14 protein-coding genes are annotated in these 17304 nt (G+C 29.0%); 3 read left to right on the plus strand and 11 right to left on the minus strand.

Going from position 1 to position 17304, the window contains the following annotated elements:
• Positions 1 to 18: 18 nt before the first annotated feature.
• The 5 genes from CDLVIII_RS24500 to CDLVIII_RS24520 form a co-directional block, all read right to left on the minus strand.
• Positions 19 to 1968 (minus strand): DNA topoisomerase IV subunit B, encoded by a 1950-nt coding sequence (locus tag CDLVIII_RS24500; RefSeq protein ID WP_009172179.1) that lies wholly within the window; start codon positions 1966 to 1968, stop codon positions 19 to 21.
• Between the two features lie 208 nt (positions 1969 to 2176).
• Positions 2177 to 3583 carry a glycosyltransferase family 2 protein gene (locus CDLVIII_RS24505; RefSeq protein WP_009172180.1) on the minus strand — a complete coding sequence of 469 codons (1407 nt, stop codon included), beginning with the start codon at positions 3581 to 3583 and terminating at the stop codon, positions 2177 to 2179.
• A gap of 208 nt (positions 3584 to 3791) precedes the next feature.
• Positions 3792 to 4790 (minus strand): rhomboid family intramembrane serine protease, encoded by a 999-nt coding sequence (locus tag CDLVIII_RS24510; RefSeq protein ID WP_009172181.1) that lies wholly within the window; start codon positions 4788 to 4790, stop codon positions 3792 to 3794.
• Positions 4791 to 5070: 280 nt separating this feature from the next.
• Positions 5071 to 6855, minus strand: a complete 1785-nt coding sequence (gene pepF / locus CDLVIII_RS24515; RefSeq protein ID WP_009172182.1) for an oligoendopeptidase F — start codon at positions 6853 to 6855, stop codon at positions 5071 to 5073.
• Between the two features lie 193 nt (positions 6856 to 7048).
• Entirely contained in the window at positions 7049 to 7450 is a 402-nt protein-coding gene (locus tag CDLVIII_RS24520; protein WP_009172183.1) for a DUF6762 family protein, read from the minus strand.
• 374 nt (positions 7451 to 7824) lie between these two features.
• Here CDLVIII_RS24520 and CDLVIII_RS24525 point away from each other — a divergent pair, with 374 nt between their 5' ends.
• Positions 7825 to 8232 (plus strand): hypothetical protein, encoded by a 408-nt coding sequence (locus CDLVIII_RS24525; protein ID WP_009172184.1) that lies wholly within the window; start codon positions 7825 to 7827, stop codon positions 8230 to 8232.
• Positions 8233 to 8510: 278 nt separating this feature from the next.
• Here the strand turns inward: CDLVIII_RS24525 and dltC are convergent, their stop codons facing one another.
• Together dltC and dltA are read right to left on the minus strand one after the other, a co-directional pair.
• Positions 8511 to 8741: a D-alanine--poly(phosphoribitol) ligase subunit DltC gene (dltC, locus tag CDLVIII_RS24530; protein WP_009172185.1), complete on the minus strand. Its 231-nt coding sequence runs from the start codon at positions 8739 to 8741 to the stop codon at positions 8511 to 8513.
• 29 nt (positions 8742 to 8770) lie between these two features.
• Positions 8771 to 10285, minus strand: coding sequence for a D-alanine--poly(phosphoribitol) ligase subunit DltA (gene dltA / locus CDLVIII_RS24535; RefSeq protein ID WP_009172186.1), 1515 nt, complete (start codon positions 10283 to 10285; stop codon positions 8771 to 8773).
• 197 nt (positions 10286 to 10482) lie between these two features.
• On the opposite strand from dltA, the gene CDLVIII_RS24540 reads away from it, so the two are divergent.
• Both CDLVIII_RS24540 and CDLVIII_RS24545 read left to right on the plus strand, forming a co-directional pair.
• Positions 10483 to 11154: a metal ABC transporter ATP-binding protein gene (locus CDLVIII_RS24540; protein ID WP_009172187.1), complete on the plus strand. Its 672-nt coding sequence runs from the start codon at positions 10483 to 10485 to the stop codon at positions 11152 to 11154.
• 25 nt (positions 11155 to 11179) lie between these two features.
• Positions 11180 to 11983, plus strand: a complete 804-nt coding sequence (locus tag CDLVIII_RS24545) for a metal ABC transporter permease (protein ID WP_009172188.1) — start codon at positions 11180 to 11182, stop codon at positions 11981 to 11983.
• Positions 11984 to 12155: 172 nt separating this feature from the next.
• Here the strand turns inward: CDLVIII_RS24545 and CDLVIII_RS24550 are convergent, their stop codons facing one another.
• The 4 genes from CDLVIII_RS24550 to CDLVIII_RS24565 all read right to left on the minus strand — a co-directional run bounded on the left by CDLVIII_RS24550 (position 12156) and on the right by CDLVIII_RS24565 (position 17081).
• Positions 12156 to 13289, minus strand: a complete 1134-nt coding sequence (locus CDLVIII_RS24550) for a 2-aminoethylphosphonate aminotransferase (protein ID WP_009172189.1) — start codon at positions 13287 to 13289, stop codon at positions 12156 to 12158.
• Positions 13290 to 13302: 13 nt separating this feature from the next.
• The gene (aepY, locus tag CDLVIII_RS24555; protein ID WP_009172190.1) at positions 13303 to 14436 is read right to left on the minus strand and encodes a phosphonopyruvate decarboxylase; all 1134 of its coding nucleotides are present in this window, start codon (positions 14434 to 14436) and stop codon (positions 13303 to 13305) included.
• Between the two features lie 511 nt (positions 14437 to 14947).
• Positions 14948 to 16246 (minus strand): phosphoenolpyruvate mutase, encoded by a 1299-nt coding sequence (gene aepX / locus CDLVIII_RS24560; RefSeq protein ID WP_009172191.1) that lies wholly within the window; start codon positions 16244 to 16246, stop codon positions 14948 to 14950.
• Between the two features lie 37 nt (positions 16247 to 16283).
• Positions 16284 to 17081: a phosphocholine cytidylyltransferase family protein gene (locus CDLVIII_RS24565; RefSeq protein ID WP_009172192.1), complete on the minus strand. Its 798-nt coding sequence runs from the start codon at positions 17079 to 17081 to the stop codon at positions 16284 to 16286.
• Positions 17082 to 17304 lie beyond the last annotated feature (223 nt).

Consider the following 17304-nt stretch of genomic DNA (forward strand, 5'->3'; position numbering starts at 1 on the left):
CTGAAAACTGTTAACTAATTAAAATTCTCCGTATTTATACATATAATTCTTTCTAGGCTCTACAATATCACCCATAAGTAAAGAAACCATTTTCTCTGCCTTTGCAGCATCGTCTATAGTGACTTGTAAGAGAGTTCTGCTTTCAGGATTTAGTGTTGTTTCCCACAATTGGTCTGGATTCATTTCCCCAAGCCCTTTGTATCTTTGAATAAGAGCACCTTTTCCAACCTGTTTTTTAGCATTCTCTAATTCATCATCACTATATGAATATTTAACTATTTCTTTACCTTTTGATTCTCTATATACTTTATATAAAGGGGGCTGAGCTAAATATAAATGTCCATTTGCTATTAATGGCCTCATATATCTATAAATATAAGTCATCCAAAGAGTTCTAATATGATATCCATCAACATCAGCATCACTCATAATTATTATCTTATCATATTTCAAATCTTCTTCTTTATAGTTGTCTAAAGTTCCTGTTCCAATTGCTGTATTAAATATCTTTAATTCTTCTGATGCTAATACATTTTCAAGCTTTTGCTTTTCTGTATTCATTATTTTACCTTTTGATGGCATTATAGTTTGAAATCTTCTATCTCTAGCTTGTTTTGCAGATCCACCTGCCGAATCTCCTTCCACAACTATAAATTCATTTACAGTCTTATCTTTTAAAGTACAAACTGCAACCTTACCAGCTAGTGGTGCAGTACCTTTACCTATTTTCTTTTTTTCTGCTTCATTTATTTTTTTTATCTTATCTCTTCTTTTAGCCGCTTCTAATGCATTGTTTATTATGCTTGTTGCTAGTGGTTTATTATCTTCTATCCATTCAGAAAATTTAGTATAAACCAAATCATTCATCATTGTGTAAGCTTCAGTATTACCAAGTTTAGTTTTAGTTTGACCTTCAAAGATAGGATTCGTAATTTTAATTCTTACAATTGCAGTCATACCTTCTCTAAGGTCATCACCTTCAAACTCCTTATCCTTTTCTTTAACTAACCCTAATTTTTTAGACCATTCTTTAAAAGCTCTTGTCATTCCAGTTTTGAAACCTGTCTCATGAGTTCCAGCTTCAGTAGTCGGAATATTATTAACATAGCTTGCAATATACTCAGTTGTTGAGTCTGTAAATTGTATGCAGACTTCACCATACATTTGAATATTTTCCACAGTTCTTTCACCATCAAAAATTATAGGTGTTTCATGAATTGGTGTCTTACTTTCATTTAAATAATTTATAAAATCTAAAAGACCATTTTCAGAATAATATTCCTTTGTAATTTCTTGTCCTTTTCTTTTATCTATTAATTCTAAAGTTATACCTTTATTTTGAAAAGCCAATTCCTGCAATCTACTATCTATTATGTCAAATTTAAAATCAGTTGTTGAGAAAACCTCACTATCTGGTTTAAATGTGATTTTAGTTCCAACTTTATCTGTTTTACCAATTACCTTTAAGCTTCCCACTGGAGTTCCAGGCATATCTCTTTTTAATTCTTTGTCAAAAGCATATTCAAATCTCTGCCTATATACATTTCCGTTTTGATATACTTCAACCTCTAACCATTTTGATAAAGCATTTACAACAGCCGCTCCAACTCCATGCAGCCCTCCAGAAGTTTTGTAATTTTTATTATCAAACTTTCCTCCTGTATGCAATTCAGTATATACCATTTCAACTCCAGACTTCTTCTTAACTGGATGAATTCCTGTAGGGATACCTCTTCCATTATCAATTATTGTAACACTTTTATCTTCATTTAAAAGTACAGTTACCTTATTTCCATACCCATTAGCTATTTCATCTATGGAGTTATCAATTATTTCCCATATGCAATGATGCAAACCTTTGCTTCCTGTAGAACCAATATACATCCCCGGTCTTATCCTAACAGGTTCTAATTTCTCTAGTGAGGTTAAATCCGTCACATCATAGGTATCAGTTCTCTTTGCTTCCATAAAACTCCTCCATTTGAACACCAGTTCTTATTTGTTCGTAATTTTTTTACTCTATAAAAATATACTTCCTTTATCGCCGAATGTCAAAAAAACTTAAATACATTTAATTTTCCAAATACAATACGAAAGGGTATTATAAAATAAATTACAATCATTTTATAATACCCATATTACTTAAATTATATATTATTTTTTAATATTTTAAAGTCTAAACATCACATATTTCTATCTTTCTAACGTGCTTAGTATGATTCCATTCTTTATTGTTTTTATTTAAGATACCTTGAATTGTTATTGGTATCCATGTTAATGTATATAATCCATACAACCAAAACCTAAAAAATAATAATAGATTTTTCTTACCTAATAATACTCCTGTCAATATTAAAAATCCTACATTATATCCAATTCCTATTAACCATGAAATTACCCAGTTATGAATATTAGTAGCTAAATAAGGGACTATAAAAACATTTGTTGAATATAATGCCATAATCAATAAAAATGGTTTTGTAACTTTCTTATCTATTGCTAATACTAATGGTGTAATTAAAAACTGAATAACTGCAAAAGTTTTTAATCCAACATCACTAAGTCCTAAATTATCAAATAAGTAATTTATAATAAATATATGAGCAGGTGTATTTGCTTGTATTAACGTCAATACCGCTGAAACTCCTAATAATAATGTTATAAATGGCTGCAATACATATAAAGCGCAATCAAACATATAGAATTTTCTCTCCATAATTGACTTTTTAATTAATTTAAAGAAATATCTAGAAGCAACATCAGTAAATCCCTGCATCCATCTTTTTCTTTGTACCCAGGATTGCGCAAGTTTTAGTGGCTTTTCATCATATATGATAGCATCATGAGCCCATCCAACTTTTTCACCATTTAAAACAAGTTTACAAGTGAATTCTAAATCCTCTGTTAAACAAGTCGCACCCCAACCTAGTTTCTTTAATGTACTAGTTTCAATTGCAAATCCTGTTCCACCAATTTGATTTGAAAATCCTATATTAGCTCTTGCTAATTGGAACATTCTATTTTGTGTCCAAAAGGCTATAGAATATGCTGCTGAAATCCATGAGTCATCAGGGTTCTTACTATCTATATATCCCTGTACCACTTTATATCCTTCTAGCATTTTTGAATTTAATTCTTTTAAGAAATCTTTATGTACAAGATTATCTGCATCAAATATTGCAACAGCATCATATTGTTTCTCCATAGCAAATAATTTTGCAAACATCCACTCTAATGCATAACCTTTCCCTCTTTTATCCTTTGCAAATCTTTCACAAACATTAACATTTCCGCCATAACGTCTAGATATCTTGGCAGTATCATCTGTGCAGTTGTCTGCAATAACAAAAATATCATACATATCCTTAGGATAATCTAGTTTTAACATGCTCTCTATGAGACTACCAACAACAACTTCTTCATTATGCGCAGCAATTAGCAATGCAAATTTATTTTTAGGCGTATAATCTTTATTTTCTTTTCTTCTAAAAAGTCCTATAAGTCCTAATAATAAATAATAACAAGTTATCGCAAAAACAAAAATCTGAAAGAAGGCTGTTATGGTAAAAATATAGTTTCCCATTACATTCACTCCTAATATTTAATGAGATATATTCCCATTCATTATTTTATATATTTCTTTTCGTACTATACCTATTTAATAATATTTCAATAAAAATAAAAAATCAAGCTATATTTCTTAAGATAAAATTAATATTAATAAAGTTTAATCCTTTTCAGTATCTATTTTCAATCAAATTGCATGTTATAGAAATTTAAGGAACATTTACCTACAACTTATTATGTCTTTTTCTAACTAATATATAACTAATGTATCCTGATACGATACCTCCAACGAGACCTCCAATATGTGCAAAATTATCAATATTTTTTATACTTAAACCTATAAACAGATTTATAGCAATTATCTGAAGCAAGCTTGACAAAAATTTCTTTTGAATCCTGTTCCTTTCTATAAGGGCAAATGCTAATAATGCTCCCATTAGTCCAAATATTCCGCCTGATGCACCAATTGCTATGCCATTTGGATTCAAAAAATAACTTGATATTGATGCAGTTATACAAGAAATAAGATAAATAATTAAATACTTTCTAATACCATAGATTTGTTCAATCTGAGGACCGATAATATAAAGAGAATACATATTACACACGATATGTATCAAACCAGAATGTAGGAATGCACAGGTTAATAATCTCCAAATTTCTCCATGATCAATTAATATATTTATTTTTGCTCCAAAATAAATCAATACCCTTGTATCAATATCAAAGATATTACCAGATATAAAAGCTGTTAATAGAAATACAACTATATTTATTCCTATTAAAATAAACGTTAGAATATTATAATTCTTATGCTCTTTTTTACTTTGACCATTTTTTCGTTCATTTATTTGTAAATTCCCCTCAAATATCTGTCTTAATGGTATGCATGAATTATCACATTGTATAACACTATTATTTTCTGTATTTATTATTAGTTTATTTCCTAACGATGAATTATTCGTATATGTATACTCACCCTTAGATAAAATTATTACATTTAATGAAAAAGACTTTCCCATAGATCTTATATATTCAAATGCTTCCGAAATATCTATGTCTGAATCTTCGGTTTCGCTTATTAATACACAATATATGCCATCTTTTAATTCCTTAATTGCAATATATTTTTCCTCTTTATAATAGCCACTGTAATATTGCTTCATATAAAAATTTTCTCTATTTATTAAAATCCTATAAAATTCTTCTTTAAAACCATTCATGTTAATCTACCATTCCTACATATAAAATTATCAAAATTAATTAAGGCATCATAAAAAAATAACAATTCAATCCTCCTCTCTATTTTTCCTATATATGTATATTGCAATAATAATTCTAAATTTCAAGAAATCCTGTAAGGATTTCAACTGCAATTGTGCTTTGTGAATTGTTAATTACAACATATATACCTAAAATATTTTAAAGTATAACTATAAAACTCTAAATATAATGCACAGTTCACATTGAACTATGCTCTGTGAATTGTGCATTACTTGGAGTTTACTTTTCTATCATATCTAAAAGTTCATTGAATCTTTTTATTGTAGCTTCTATTGGTTCATTTGTAGTCATATCCACTCCTGCATTTCTTAGAATATTTATTGGATAATCACTACCTCCTGCTTTTAAGAATCCTTTATATTTCTCCACAGCCCCTTCTTTTCCTTCCAAAATTGATTTTGAAAAAGCTGATGCAGCTGCATAACCTGTAGCATATTGATAAACATAAAAATCTGAATAAAAATGAGGTATTCTTGACCATTCAACATCAATTTCTTTATCTATTACAATTTCATCTCCAAAATACTTCACATTTAAATCGTGCCATGCCTTATTGTAATCCTCTGCTGTTAATGGTATTCCGCTCTCTAAAGTTTTATGAGTATAAAGTTCAAATTCTGCAAACATTAGTTGCCTAAATACAGTAGTTCTTATCTGCTCTAACTCCTGGTTTATTAAATAAAGCTTTTTCTTTTCATCTTTTTCTTTTTCAATTAAATGATGGATAAGTATAGATTCATTAGTAGTTGATGCAACCTCAGCACAGAATAAAGTATAGTTTGCATAATAATATGGTTGTTCTTTTCTTGAATAATATGAATGGATTGAATGCCCCATCTCATGAGCTAATGTAGAAACATCTCCTAATTCATTATTATAATTTAAGAGTACATATGGCATAGTGTCATATCCTCCCCAGGAATATGCTCCACCTCTTTTACCCTTGTTCTCATATATATCTATCCATCCATCTTTTATTCCATTTTTGAATATTTCTAAATATTCTTCTCCTAATGGTTTTAATGCTTCTAGTACTATTTCTACTCCAGAATTAAATTCTATTTTTTCTTTTGGGATTTCTATTACAGGTACATATAAATCATACATATGAATTTCATCTAATCCTAATAACTTTTTCTTTACCTTAACATATCTATGAAGAGAATCTAAATTTTCATTTATAACTTTAACAGCATTTTCATAAACTTCTAACGGGATATTGTTAGGCTTTAATGATGCTTCTAATGCACTATTATATTTCCTTACTCTACTGCTAAAATTGAAAGTTTTTATCGAAGCTGTTAATGAAGTTGCTAAAGTATTCTTTAACTTATCATATTCACCAAATAATTTCTCAAATGCAGCTTTTCTAACCTTGCTATCTTTGCTTTTTATAAACGATGAGTAACTCCCCTCTGTTAATTCTACTTCATTGCCTTCCTCATCTTCTATCTTTCCAAATGTCATATCTGCGTTAACCAAAATACTATGTATAGCTGAAGGTGCATCTAAACAATCTGAAGCAGCTGCTAATAGTTCCTCCATCTCCTTTGATAGTATATGGGGTTTCTCTTTCAATATATCCTCAATTAAAAATTTGAACTTCTTTAATTCATCTAGTCTATCAGTCTCATCTCTAATAAATTTTTCATCTAAACTTAAAATTTCTGGCACGAAAAACGCAGTATAGCTACCAAGTTCAGCCATATATATATCTACTTTACTCATTAAGCTTTGATAAGTAGGATTTGATGTATCTTCATCATATTTTAAATGTGCATATATAAATAGATTTTCTGCTTTTCTAGATATTTTCTCATTTACCTTAAAGTATTCTAGAATCTTCTCTCCATTTGTAAGCTTTCCTGAGTAATCTTTTAGTTTAACAGCTTCATTTTTTAACTCTTCAAAGTCTTTTTCCCAATCTTCTATACTTTTATAGATTTTGTCTACCTTCCATTTGAACTTATCTTCAATTTCTTCTCTTTTTTTTAAATCTCCCATATTAACACACCTTTCTATTAGTTTACAGTATACAATTTACAGTTTAGGACGGAAAGCTTACAAGCTTTCTTTTTTATAATACTTTTTAGAAATCTCATTTGTTGGATTTCGTCCTTAATTTTCCACTAAACCAAAGTTATACCAAACAAAACTTATATTCCTTAGCTCTACATATTACGCAATACTTTATACCTTATTCTGAGTATTCCGCTTCTTTTCCTTTAATAGCCTCAAAAACTGAATCCATCTCTTTTTCTATTATAGATACCGCTTCTTGTACTTTTTCTTTCACTGCATCATAATCATCTTCATATTTAAATTTTATTATATATGTAGGATTATATTCATCTAAATCCTCTTCAATTTCATAACCATTTTCAATAAACATACTTGTATTAAATAAATCGTATATTGCTGAGTATTCCCATTCTTCCACATTTTTATTTGTATCAAAATGCATGTGTACAATTCCATCTAATACATAAAATTTTTTCACAAATAAAGCTCCTTCATTTACCTCAAAGCTTCCGAGTTCACTTTTTATAAATCCCGTTTCTTTATCCTTTTCCATTAACACTAAACTTGAAAAATCCATTTCTTCACCATCCTAATAGTTTTATAATAATTATTCCCATTCTTAATAAATAAAAAACACATATGACTTCATTAAACATTCATCTCTAATTGTAAATTATAAACAAATGATATATTAAAAATAATTTTCACATACATTTCAGTTAATTTATTTATATAAATTATATCAAAAAAGGTATTTTATAACCACAAAAATAAAACAGTTATGAACCCTATTAATATATTTGATATGTATATATACCTACACTTCTTATTTCCATGTGCCCTATTTTTGTAATAAATTATTAATTTATCTATTTGTAAATATATGGTAATATAGTTTTGTGTCTATACACAAAAGTTTTTAATATTTTAAGATTAAGGAGATACCTAAGTATGATACATGATTTACCACTTGAAAAAACTTCATTCGTTTACAAAAGAAATAGAAGACTTGAACGGCATATTAAAGCACGAGCTAAACGTAGAAAAACATTATCCTTAGTGATTTCTTTTGGACTTATAATAACTACCTCATTTTTTATTGCATATAAAACATACATTCATAGCAATTCTAAAAATTTAGGCTTTGCAGTTGAGCATAGTTTCACAACAGGTTTTTCATCAGAAAATAAACTTCTCAGAGTTCAAAAAATGTCCCTAATTTACTACGATGATGAAACTGCTATTGTTGAAGCATCAGGACTTGCTAAAGTTCCTCCTCATAAATCAACTTCTATTAGAGGCAGCTTTAAAAAAGACAGTGATAATAGCTGGTATTTAGAAAAATTTATGTCATCTTAAATTAATATATTATTAATTTATAAATCATAGGTTTTATTTAAATAATCAAAATTAGTAACAAATTAAAAGTGATAAGTTTATTGATTAAATCTATACTAAAATTTCTATAAACAGATTTTAGAAACTTTTAAACAGATTTTTCCATTAAAACTTATCACTTATAGTTTAAGCTATATAGCTTTATTTTATAAATTGATTTAGTTCATAAATATCTTTATATTTGACTTATAATATAAAGATATTTATATATTTGCAATTGTTTATCTATAAATCACAATTTATTTTCTATTTTCTAAGAATGCAGTTAACTTATTAACTGTTGACATATCTTCTCTTTCTAAATCAGTAGGCTGCAATTTTATTCCTAGCTTTTCTTCTAATTGAAGTAACACTTCAATTATTGCTAATGAGTCCAAAAGTCCTGCATCAAAAAGATTTAAATCTAAATCTTCTGCAATCTCGTCATTTCCTGTAACTTCAATAAATATTTCTAGAACTTTTTCTTTCATAATAATATACTCCTTTGTATTTATATATCTTATATATTCTCTAATAATTTTTTTCTATCAATTTTTCCATTAACATTAGTAGGAAATTGTTCGACAATTTTTACATTTCTCGGAACCATGTATGAAGGAATGAATTTACTTAGCTCCTTTTTTATTGCTATTCCATTTTTTAATCCACTTAGCCTATTATCTTCTTTTAATTCAACAAAAGCTGTAAGATATGCTATTTTTTCTTCCTTATAAATTGGAACTACTGCTGCATTCTTAACATTACTAACCTTTACTAAATTATTTTCTATATCTTCTATTTCGATTCTATACCCATTAAGTTTTATTTGAAAGTCTTTTCTACCACAATAATATAAATTTCCATCTACATAGTATCCTAAGTCCCCAGTTCTATAGGCTCTACATTCACTTCCATTATAATCATCATAGAAAAATGCTTTTTCTGTCATTTCTTCGTTTTTGAAATAGCCTTTACTTACACTTGGTCCTACAATTATAATTTCGCCTTTTTCTCCGTCGCCTAATACATTTCCATCTTCATCAACAATCTTTACAACAGAAGTTTTCATAGGATATCCAATAGGCAAACTACCTTCTTTAAGTAATAGTTCTTTATTCATATCATTTGCACTAACTGCAACTGTTGCTTCCGTTGGGCCATATCCATTTACAATCCTTGTTTCTGGGAATCTGTTTAAAAGTTCTTCACATAATGGTTTAGGCAATACTTCTCCTACAAATACCATAGCCTTTAAACCAGGTAGCATTTTCGAATTAAAATCTTCTTCTACGACACACATTCCTGCAAAAGATGGTGTTGATACCCAAATGTTTATTCCTGATTCTCTCATGTCATTAAACATATTCTTTAAATTTGAAAGGGTTTCTTTTGAATACCCATGCAATGTTTTTCCGTAGCATAATCCTGGATAAATTGATGTTACTGATAGATCAAAAGAATATGCAGCTTGATTCATAAATACTTCTTCACTTTCATCAAGCTTTAAATATTCTACTATCCATTCAACAAAATTGTCTAAATTATTACTGCTTATTTGTACTCCTTTTGGCTTTCCAGTACTTCCGGAAGTAAATAAAATATAAGCACTTTCATCTTCCTTTACCCAGCTCATCCTATCAACTTCATAGCCTTGATATTCCTGTTCAATTTCATTTATTTCTTTTTCCTTTAAAACACGTACACCATTAAATATATTATCTTTACTAAAATCTATAAGTATTTTGGGATGAACTTCACTAATAATAGCTTCAACTCTTTCCTTAGGATAGCTTATATCAATTGGTATGTATGCTCTTCCAGACTTTAACGCAGCCATCATAACTGCCATCATTAGATTTTCTTTATTCCCATATATTATAATTGGTGTCCTATCCTCTCCCAAATCTTTTAATAGGAATGCAGCTACATGTTCTGAAATATCATCTAATTCTTTATATTTCATGACTTTTCCATCACACTTTAGCGCAATTCTATCACTCCTAGAATACTTTTTTATTCCTTCCAAAATCTTCATTGTCTTTTCTCCTTAAACTCACTTATATAAATATCATTTAATTAAAATAGTGATATATTTTATTCTCATAATTTAAGTTACTGTGTCATATAAATTCTACCATATTTTTTTTCTAGTGCAAATTATAATATGAATTTCTATTGCAAATGATTTGCAATAAAGTGTATAATATAATAATGTTTTAAGGAGTTGATTATTTGATTACTATAAAGAATCTATCATTTTCATATATAAAAGGAACAGATTTACTAAAAGATATTAATCTTAATATTCCAAAAGGAGTTTATTTATCTATCTTAGGTGAAAACGGAAGCTGTAAAAGTACATTAATAAAACTTATATTAGGACTTTTAAAACCCGACTCAGGATCAATCACTTTAGATACTAATAAAATTTCTTATGTTTCACAAAGATTGGACAATTTCAACGCTGAATTTCCAATAACAGTTAAAGAAGTTCTATCTTGTCACGCAAAGACAATTGGAATTAGAAATTTAACTTATGTTTATGATGCTCTAAATAAAGTAAATATGTCCGAATTCAGTAAAAATTTAATTGGTAACCTTTCAGGAGGCCAGCAACAACGAATTTTTATTGCAAGAGCATTAATTGGAGATCCAGATTTAATTATCTTGGATGAACCCTCAACTGGAGTAGACGAAAAGAGTCAAAAAGAAATTTATCCATTACTCCAAAATTTAAATAAAGATTTTAACAAAACTATTATTTCTGTTGAACATAATACAAAAGTTGCACTGAAATATTCAACACATATTCTAAGAATAGAAGATGGTATCTTAACTCTATACACAAAAGAAAGTTTTAAGAAATACTTAGAATCTGAAACTTCATTTTCTAAGATCATATAGTAGTAATTTGGAAAGGTAATATTTTATGTTTGAATTAGGTTTTATGCAAAATGCATTTATTGTAGGTTTTATTGTTTCTATACTTTGTCCATTTATAGGACTTTTTATTGTACTTAGGCGCTATTCAATGATTGGAGATACATTATCTCATTCTTCCTTTGCCGGAGTTGCAATAGGTCTTGTTATTGGCACTGATCCACTTTTAACAGCATTTTTATTTACTAGCATTTGTGCTTTAGTTATTGAATTTTTAAGAACTTATTTTAAAAAGTACGGCGAGCTTGTAATGTCTATAGTTTTGACCTTGAGTTTAGGAATAGCGATTATTTTAATTAGCAGTGGAAAAGCTTCTGCTAAGGTTGATTCATTTTTATTTGGAAGTATTTTAACCGTTACACACTCTGATATATTATTAATCACAATCGTTGGTGCAATCTGCCTTGCAGTTCTTTTATTTCTTTATAATAAATTAATTTATGTAACCTTCGATGAAAATGCTGCAAAAACAGCTGGCATTAATGTTAAATTAATAAACTATATTTTTACTTTACTTGTTGGTGCTACTATTTCTCTATCAATAAGGGTAATGGGGATCCTTGTTGTATCTTCAATCATAGTCGTTCCTGTAGCAACAGCTATGCAATTAAAAAGAGGGTTCACTAAAACATTAATTCTAGCAATATTTTTTGGATTACTGGATGTTATGGCTGGACTTGTTCTTTCCTATTATGTAAATAGTGCTCCTGGTGGAACAATAGCATTAACATCAGTTATAATATTAGTATTAACAATAACTTTCAAAAGATTTTTCAGTTATGAAATTGCTTAAAAAATTACAAGTAATAATCCCAAACTTGATTATTACTTGTAATTTTTTGATTATACTACACACAATAATGAGTTATGAATTATAGGTTATGAGTTAAAGATGAAATGCCCCTTTAGTGGAATTTCTGAAATATGTGTTTTTGAAAAGCCTGTAGGCTTTTCTTCCTTAATTCTTAACTCTTAACTTTTAACTGGCTGAAGTATTCTTCTAATATCTCAATAAATTTAGCCATGTTTTCTGGATATATCTGTCCTATATTAGCTATTCTAAAAGTATTTTCGAATGATATTTTTCCTGGATATATAGTAAATCCTTTACTATATAAATAATCATGCAAATCCTTAAAATTATAGTCATAAATTTGTGGCTCAATGATTGTAGTTAAAAGCATAGATGATGCTTTGTCCTTTACCAATCTCTTTAATTTAAGCTTATCTAATCCGTCCCATAATATTCTGCAGCAGGCTTTATATCTCTCATATCTGCTTTCAATCGTTTCTTCCTTTGCTTCAATTATTGCTTGCTTCAACGCATAAAGAATTTGCACTGGTGGAGTAAATCTCATTTGGTAATTATCTATGAAATATAAATATTGTTTATACATATTAAGGTATAGATTTCTAGGCTTAATATTCTTTGTCTTTTCCAATGATTTCTTATTGGCTATCACAAAACTTATTCCAGCCATTCCTTGTATACATTTGTTAGAACTTGAAGCTAAATATTTTATGTTCATCTCTTCCATATCTATAGGAATTCCTGCAAAAGAACTCATGGCATCAACTATCATCTCAATATCGTATTTGTCACATATTCCTCCTATAGTTTTTATATCATTTAGCAATCCCGTTGTAGTTTCATGATGAATTACTGCTAAATGGCTTATATATGTTTTCTCAGATTCCGTATCTTTTGAATTATGTTTTTTTATTATCTCTTCTAATTCATCCAATTTAATCTCTTCTATTGGTGAGCTTTTAAATTCTATATAGTTTAAATTATAAATTTCAGCTATCTCACACATTCTCTTCCCATAAGCCCCGTTGTTTATGATTAAAATAATATTATCATCTACCACAGAACTTAAGATTGCTTCCACTGCTGCTGTCCCAGAACCTCCAAATAATACAGTTGTATATTGGTCATTAGAGCCTACAAAATTAGTAAATTCTTTTGACACATATTCCATAACATCTCCAAATTCTTTTTCTCTTGGACATATATCTGGTACAACTTGAGCAAGTTTCACTGTATCTGTCGTAGTTGCAGGACCAGGATTTAATAATATATTTCTCTTAATTTCCACTCTAATACCTCCACTAAATATTCAAAAAATCCATAAAAGCTTCTTTATTTTCTATTGGTGCTAACGTTGGTCTCCCCAAATCTTTTCTTGCGCCTCTTTTTACTTTAATCTCTAAAAATACTGGCCCTTCTATATCTTTTATTTCTTCTAATAACTTTATCAATTCTACTTTGGAAGAGCAGGAAAAGCCCTCATTATAACCACATGCTTTTGCAAACGCTACAGTATCTACTTGTAATCCAACAGTTTCTTGACCTCCAACCGAATCATGTGCGCCATTGTTTATTAAAATATGTTTGAAATTTTTAGGTTTTTGATTTCCTATAATGGCTAATCCACCAAGATGCATTAACAATGCCCCATCCCCGTCTATACAATAAATTTCATTACTTTTTTTGCTTAGTGCAATGCCTAAAGCAATCTGTGATGCATGTCCCATTGAACCCACTGTTAGAAAATCTTTATTGTGATCTTGCTTATATTTTTCTCTTAATTCAAATAGTTCTCTAGATGCCATTCCTGTTGTTGATATTACCACTGCATTCTGCTTCATATTAGTTACTAACATCTCTATAGCATCTTCCCTTGTAATATCAAAATCATAGACTGGATTACTCTTAAGTTTATATTCATCAAATGTCTCTTTTCTTATTACTAAAGCATAAGGCTCATTATTTTCCTTCATATGATTATGTGCTTTTTTCACTATTAATTTCATTTCATTATTATTTATAGTGTTATTTATAATTTTATATTTGATTCCTAGTACATCTAAAATTTTAGTAGTTATTATACCTTGTTTTATATGCTGAGGTTCGTCTTTTTTACCCGGTTCACCTCTCCATCCTATTACTAAAAGCATAGGTATACTATATACTAATTTGTCAGCAAGGGAAACAAGAGGATTCAATGCGTTTCCAATTCCTGAATTTTGCATATATACAAGTCCTATTTTTTTTGTTGCTAAATAGTATCCTGCCGCTAGCCCGACAGCATTTCCTTCATTTGCTGCAATTATATTTTTTCTTTCGCCAACATTATCCTTAATAAATGCACAAAAAGACTTAAGTAAAGAATCTGGTACTCCAGCGAAAAAATCTATATCATTATTTAATAGCTCATTATAAAATTCTTTAACATCAATCATTTACTTCACTCCTAAAATACAATTGTTTCTCTATTAATTTACTCAATCTAAAAATTACAAGTAATAAATCAAGTTCTTAATTCGTTTATATATAGATATCCAAAACAAGAAATTGACTTATACACTAGGAATTCTTATTGATATTACACGAATCAGGCTAATGTATATGCTAAATTTATAAATTGGATATCTATATATAGATAAACAAATTATAAACTTGACTTATATATAGAATAATTATCCGTTTAAGTTAAACTTTTATGTGTATCTATACTAGAAATCATATACATTTTTGTGAAGCAGGCATTTGAAATTAAGCTGCTAAAAGTTCTTAATGGGAGCTTGTTCCATTTACTGCTTGTCACGAACTTGTTTCGGGAGCATGCAGTAATGGGTGCATGCTCACATTTAGAACTTTCAGCGAAAATTTCATGAGTCCTGTGGAATAAAAATGTATGTGATTTCGGTAAGCTACCACACAAGTTTAATTTTAAAGTTGGATATCTATAATTTAATTTCCTCCTGGAATTAAAGTAAGAATTTCTTTTATAGGCATGCAATTCACTGATGCTTCTTTTGACCTTCCATTTTCCAAAATACTTTTTGCAGTATTAACCATAGCTGGATAAGCACTTCTAATTAAATGATTCGCATAAATAACAACGCTGACACCTAATTCAACCAGCTCCTCTTCTGTCATAAAATTATATGAAGTTGGAACCACTATTAACGGGACTTTATTCTCAAATTCATTGTATATTTTGCAGAATTCTCTAATTTCTTCTCCGTCCTTTTCCTTGCTATGAATCATGATTCCATCGGTACCAGCTTCAATGTAAGCTTTTGCCCTGTTAACTGCATCTTCCATACCTGCCTTTGCAATTAAACTCTCTATTCTTGAAATTATCATAAAATCGCTAGTAACCCTGGCCTCTCTTCCAGCTCTTATCTTGCTTTTGAAATGCTCTATAGTATCTTGAGTTTGAGTAACGTCAGTTCCAAATAATGAATTCTTCTTAAGCCCTGTTTTATCTTCAATAATAATTGCCGATACCCCTAGCCTTTCCAAGGTTTTAACTGTATAGACAAAATGTTCAATTTGCCCGCCTGTGTCTCCATCAACGATTATTGGTTTAGTAGTAACTTCTAGGATATCATTTATTGTGTTCACTCTAGAGGTTAAATCCACTAATTCTATATCCGGTTTCCCCTTAGCAGTTGAATCACATAATGAACTCACCCACATACCATCAAATTCTTTTATTCTTCCATCCTTTTCAATTTTAGTTTTTTCTACTATTAATCCAGTTAATCCATTATGAGCCTCAAGTATTCTAACTGGTTTTTTGGAATAAATTAATTCCTTAAGACTTTTCATTCTCATTTGAGGCGTTATACCTATTTGAGCTATCTCTTCATCTAGCTTTGAAATAGATACACCTTGTGTATATGGTACTTCTACAAGCTCTCCTTCCCATTCTTTTATTGCCTCTATAGCCTTTTCTCTCAGATCCTTTTGAAACCCTTCTTTCCAGTCATCTCCATGAAGAACATAGTTTGGTTTAAGCTTTATTAGGTTTTCAACTTGATCTAAGCTATCTTGTGGTACTACAGAAACAACTCCTTTTATATTGCTTACAACTTCTTTTCTCTCCTCATATTTCATTATTGGATTTCTCCAATATCCTCTGATCACATCATCTGTATGTAACCCAACTATTATATCCCCAAATTTTCTTGCCTCATTTAGTACATTTAAATGACCTTGATGAATTATATCGGCGCTCATAGCAACATAAACTGTTTTCATATCTCTAACACTCTCCTATTTATTTAATAACAATTTTTTATATAATTATTTTTTCTTCTGAATTCTTTTCTAACTTAGGAAGGACAATCTTTTGTATTCTTTCAAGATGATTCTTATCATCAACTTCTCCCCATACAAGATCTTCGATCTTTAAATAACCTACTTTTCTATTTTTAGCAGAATCAAATATTGCATTTTCGTAATCATATTTTGGTGTTTTTCTATTTTCAAAGAAATATTCCCCGCTCCTAAAATCATATATTTCACTATTAAACTTTCTGTATTGCTTTAGCATCTCTTTATATAATTCTTTTGATATTTTAGAGATTCCAACTAATTCTCCATATACATTTTGAATATCAGCTTTATTTTTAGAAATTTTATATAAATTATCATCTTTAACCTCTACATAACATTCATCACCCGAATTTGTTTTTCCACTCAATAAAATGCAATCATCTTCCTTATAATTCAAAGCCTTTATTAAACCATAAACTTCGTATATTAAGTCACTTTCTAGCAATAAAAAGTCCTCTTTTAGCTCATCTTCTAAAATCGAAAGAGATGTCATACTTCCTGTAGCTTTATACTTTCTGTTTCTTCTTGTTACAATATACTTCTTATCTTTTGCAAATTCATCATAGAACTCATGTAAATGCCCAGTTACAATAAAAACTTTTTCTATCCCCAAACTTCTTAATTTCTCCACGGACCTTTCAACTAAACTTTTCCCATTTATCTCTATTAGCCCTTTAGGTATCATATCATTTGTTACATCCTGTAATCTTGACCCCATGCCTGCTGCCAGTATTACAGCTATTTTTACTTTTCTCATTACTTCACACTGCCCCTCTCTTTGCAAAATAAAATTATTACTTTATAATTTTCAAAGCTTTTATTGTAATAAAAGTGCTCGCATTTAATTATTAAGTTCATTTTTTGAACAAAATCATCTTAACATCTTTCATTGTTCAAAACAACACGTTCATATAAACAATTTTATAAATAACAAAAAAAAACTATACCAAATGATTTCTAACCATTTAGTATAGTCTTAA

It is taken from the genome of Clostridium sp. DL-VIII (genome assembly GCF_000230835.1).
In the GTDB taxonomy this organism is placed as follows: domain Bacteria; phylum Bacillota; class Clostridia; order Clostridiales; family Clostridiaceae; genus Clostridium.